General features: G+C 46.2%; 5 protein-coding genes. All 5 read right to left on the bottom strand.

What is annotated here, in order from left to right:
- Positions 1-267: 267 nt before the first annotated feature.
- Positions 268-636 carry a VOC family protein gene (locus AC805_RS06725; protein ID WP_055074702.1) on the bottom strand — a complete coding sequence of 123 codons (369 nt, stop codon included), beginning with the start codon at positions 634-636 and terminating at the stop codon, positions 268-270.
- A gap of 67 nt (positions 637-703) precedes the next feature.
- Positions 704-2,029 carry an MFS transporter gene (locus AC805_RS06720; RefSeq protein WP_055074701.1) on the bottom strand — a complete coding sequence of 442 codons (1,326 nt, stop codon included), beginning with the start codon at positions 2,027-2,029 and terminating at the stop codon, positions 704-706.
- A 32-nt stretch (positions 2,030-2,061) separates the two neighbouring features.
- Positions 2,062-2,565 carry a MarR family winged helix-turn-helix transcriptional regulator gene (locus tag AC805_RS06715; protein ID WP_197278654.1) on the bottom strand — a complete coding sequence of 168 codons (504 nt, stop codon included), beginning with the start codon at positions 2,563-2,565 and terminating at the stop codon, positions 2,062-2,064.
- A 42-nt stretch (positions 2,566-2,607) separates the two neighbouring features.
- Entirely contained in the window at positions 2,608-3,471 is an 864-nt protein-coding gene (locus tag AC805_RS06710; protein WP_055074700.1) for an ABC transporter permease, read from the bottom strand.
- On the bottom strand, positions 3,428-4,315 hold the full coding sequence (locus tag AC805_RS06705; RefSeq protein WP_197278653.1) for an ATP-binding cassette domain-containing protein: 888 nt from the start codon (positions 4,313-4,315) through the stop codon (positions 3,428-3,430). The genes AC805_RS06710 and AC805_RS06705 overlap by 44 nt, the downstream gene beginning before the upstream one ends.
- Positions 4,316-4,541 lie beyond the last annotated feature (226 nt).

Here is a 4,541-nt window from a genome sequence, read left to right as displayed (position 1 = left end):
TATAGATAATTCAAATAAAAACTACAGCTTCGACTTCGCTCAGCTAGCTTACACCGAGGGCTGAGCGAAGTCGAAGCCCGTCTACAAGTTATTTAAAACAACTATAATAAATTGTTTAAGCATCAGAATGTAGGATGGGTTAGCGATAGCGTAACCCATCATCTCTGCCAAATTGATGCGTCACGTTGCTAAACCCAGTAAGGTTTTGAGATTCCCAAAATGGCAACGCCATTTTGGAAATTGGTATAAATCGCCAATTCACTAATTCTAAGGACGAAATGCAAGAATCTCGATCCGATTGCCCGCAGGGTCGCGCAGATAAAAGCGATCGCAGTTTGCAAGGGGTTGGCGATCGGGAATAATCTCGACCTTTAGATTTTGCAAATGTTGGCGAAAAGTTTCCAGATTCTCCACTTCAAAAGCAATATGTCGCCTAGATTGAGCATTATGAATTTCATTCTCCGTCGCAATATGCACCTGAGTATGACCCAGTTGATACCACGCACCCGCGGCTGGTAGTGATGCTGGTTTGGGAATCTCAGCTAATCCTAAAGCTTGACCATAGAAAAAGAGCATCGCCTTTTCTAAATCAGGAGTAGAAGTAACTTGAATATGATCGATCGCTTTAAGCCACATATTTTTTCTCCTAGGCAAATGAAAATATTGATAAGACAGGCACAAAGCACCTGTCTCATCAAATAAATCAAACTTCAGAAGCTTGGACTTCTGTTAATTCCGAATCGGGTTCGCGATAATCCGCTAATGCTCCGAGATTCTTGAGACTGGGAAATAGCCACAGGGTTGCCAATACGACAGCGATCGTGCCTATGCCGCCACCAACTACGGAAAGAATAGGACCAAAAGCCGCTGCCGCTAAACCTGACTCAAAGCCACCTAATTCATTAGAGGCGCTAATAAAAACGCTATTTACGGCAGCTACTCTGCCGCGCAAATGTTCGGGAGTGCGAATCTGCACGAGGGTATGGCGAATGACAACGCTGATCATATCGAGCGCTCCGCTGAAGAAAAGCATCAACAAGGAAAGCCAAAACCAACGGGACAAGCCAAATACAATCGTGACGATCCCAAAGCCAACCACCGACCAGAGCATCGCCAAGCCCGATCGCTTAAATGGTGGTAAATGGGCGATCGCTACTGCCATGATCAACGAACCGATCGAAGGTGCAGCTTGGAGAAATCCTAGTTCTAAAGCGCCAACATGGAGAATATCTTTGGCGAAAATCGGTAAGAGCGCCGTTGCACCGCCTAGCAAAACGGCAAAGAGGTCTAGGGAAATGGAACCGAGGATAACTTGATTGTGCCAAACAAATTTAAATCCTGCGGATAGTGCTTTGAGAGAGATTGGCTCAGAAGCGTAAGTGACAGGACGTTTGGGAATAGTTGCTACTGCCACAAAACAAAGGAAAGCGGCAAGAGCCGCAAATAGATAGACCCCTGTAGCCTTGCCGAGAACCGCGATCGCTAAGCCGCCAAGGGCTGGTCCTGCAACTGCCGCAAGATGAAAACTACTGCTATTCCATGTGGCAGCATTGGCAAACATTTCAATGGGGATGAGCTGCCAGATAAAGGCATCACTGGAGGGTTTGAGAAAGGCGCGACCGATGCCAATCAAGGCGAGGAGGACATAGACCCACGCAATGGAACCCTTTCCATAGGAAATTGCCGTAAGTCCAAGGGAGCATAGAATCGATAGAAAAATGGCAAAGAGAATCGTGTTTTTGCGATCGTGGCGATCGGCGACATGCCCCGCCAAAAGGGTTAACAAAATCATCGGTGTGACTTGGGCTAAACCAACACCCCCTAAGGCTAGAGCCGAACCCGTGCGATCGTAAATCTCCCAACCAAGGGCAATGGTTTGCATTTGGAAGGAAGTGAAAATAAGGATACGCCCGATCGCAAAAAGTCGAAAATCGCGAATTTTTAAAGCCGCGAAGGGATCGGCAGGATTGGGGTGATTATGGTGAATTTCTGAAGATTTGGGATGGGAGTTGTGCGGATGAGGACTCATGATTTGTATGCTTATTCGTAAAGACAACCGCTTTACGGTGTGGATTTTGATTCAAAAACTTGGTAGAGAATCGCTAAACTGTCGTCAATTTTGGCGATCTGTTCTTCGCTCAAGGAGTCGAGTAGATCGGCAATATAAGCGCGGGTGAGATCTCTAGCTGCATCGAGATGATCTTTTCCTTCCGTAGTCAATTTCAAGGAAACGCGACGACGTTCCGAGGGATGATCGCACCGATGGACGAAGTTACGCTGTACCAGACGTTCTGTATTTGCCGAAGCCGTGGCACAGGTTACGCCTAAATGTTCGGAAAGTTCTGCTAATGAAGCCCCAGGATTACGATCTAAAAAAGCCAGTGTCCGAAATTGGGGAACTGATAATTCTGTTGCCTTGCGATCGCGCATATCTGCTCGAATAAATCGCATCACCAAAGGAATTGTTTCCATCACCTTGGCTGCACATTGTTTTGATAGCGTGGAGTCAAGCTCTTGGACAATTGATTCTGAAGATTTTTGGCGAGTAGATTTTGGCGATCCCATTAGACAATTAACCTATTTTATAGTCAAAGTCATTCTATCGTCTTATATTCCCACTTTACGATACAGGCGACCGCCCACAAGGGTCAGGACAATTAGGACTGACAGCAAGATAAATGCGTCAAATCCATAGCCATAAAGACTTGTGCCATTACTTAGCATTACGCCACGCAGGGCATCAACCTCGTAGGTAAGGGGATTGATATGGGAAACGACTTGCAACCAAGGAGGCATGATCTCAATAGGGTAAATCGCATTACTAGCAAAGAATAAAGGCATTGTCATCAGTTGCCCCATGCCATTAAAGCCTTCGCGGGATTTAACTATACAAGCAACGATAATTGAAAAAATCGAGAAGCAAGCTGCTCCGAGAAATACTATTAGCAGTACGCCGAGCATGGCGATCGCGCCAAAGTTAAGCTGTACGCCCAAAACAAAAGATAGCGTGTAAATCACAAAGACCTGTGATAAACAGCGTACACCTGAGGCTAGCCCTTTACCCAAAACGATGGAGGCGCGAGGGGTGGGACTAACTAGAAATTTTTGGGCTAATCCTAAATCTCTTTCCCAAATGAGGGACATGCCACCGCTAAATATTGAGACAAAGAGAACGCTCTGCGCGAGGATCCCTGCCGCCATAAAATCCAGATAGGGCAATCCATTAGTAGGGATACCGCGAATTCTGGTGAAAACTTGACCGAAGATGAGCAACCACAGGACGGGCTGTACGGCACGTACGATTAAGTCCGTGGGATCGTGGCGCAATTTGCGAACTTCGAGTTCGGTAATTACTAAGGTCTTATTAAGAAATTCAGCGATCGCTTGCCAAGGGTTTCTTCTCCGCGAGCGTCTTGAACCTGAAAAACTATCCCAATCGTTGAGCCGTGCGTCGATTTCGAGATGTTTCACGATAACTTCCTCCTCCTGTTGTCATTTGATTGCCCGTGTAATGGATGAATACATCATCTAAGGTGGCTCTTTCTCGATCTAGTTTTCGATCGAGATTTGCCTTGAGTTCGCTCGGAACGCCCGTCACTACGACTTTGCCCACTTGCATGATCGCTACGCGATCGCACAAACTATCCGCTTCCTCTAAGAAATGTGTGGTCAAAATAATCGTCGTTCCGTAGTTCTCGCGTAGCTGCTGTACTAAAGCCCAGACATAACTCCGCGCAAGGGGATCCAAGCCCACTGTCGGCTCATCCAGAAATAAAACTTGCGGCTGATGTAACATTGACTGAGCGACTTCTAATCGCCGAATCATTCCGCCTGAATATTGACGCACAAGCCGATGTGCCGCTTCGGTTAATCCCATAAATTCCAATACATCATTAATGCGCGATGCGCGGTATTTGTGGGGAATGTCATAGAGCTTGGAAAAAATTAGCAGATTCTCATAGGCTGTGAGGCTGCCATCCGCAGAGAGAGACTGCGGTACATAACCGATCGCTCGACGAATTTCCGATGGTTGATGGATTATGTCCAAACCCGCGATCGTCGCACTTCCCGAACTTGGGGGCAAGAGTGTCGTCAGCATTTTGATCGTGGTACTTTTGCCCGCGCCGTTGGGACCTAGTAAGCCAAAGATTTCGCCTGCTTTGACTTGAAGATTTATGCTGTCCACCACCCGTCTTTGCCCGAAATCCCGCGTCAGCGATCGGGTCTCGATCATCACATCGCGATCTTGATGCTCTTGATTGGGATCTAGCGAATGCTCACTAGCGTAATCAGCATTTTCATGCAATTTAACCATAGTTAAATCTGCTCCTTAAAAGTAAAGGAATAAAATAATTAGACAATCTAACTATTTAAACTAAATATTAGGTTATCTAACTATTGCTTAAATTGCAACCCCAAAAATAATGTCAGTTTGGGTTAAACTGGCAAATTTTATAGCTGCCGCCAGTTTTGTTAGGACAAAATCAAAACCCCAAAGAGAGTTGCCGCGCGGAGCGCGGCAACTCTCTTTGGGGTTTTAT

This window comes from Pseudanabaena sp. 'Roaring Creek' (assembly GCF_001402795.1).
Taxonomy (GTDB): Bacteria; Cyanobacteriota; Cyanobacteriia; order Pseudanabaenales; family Pseudanabaenaceae; genus Pseudanabaena.
Note: the sequence above shows the minus strand (reverse complement) of the source record. Positions and strands in the feature narration are given on the sequence as shown.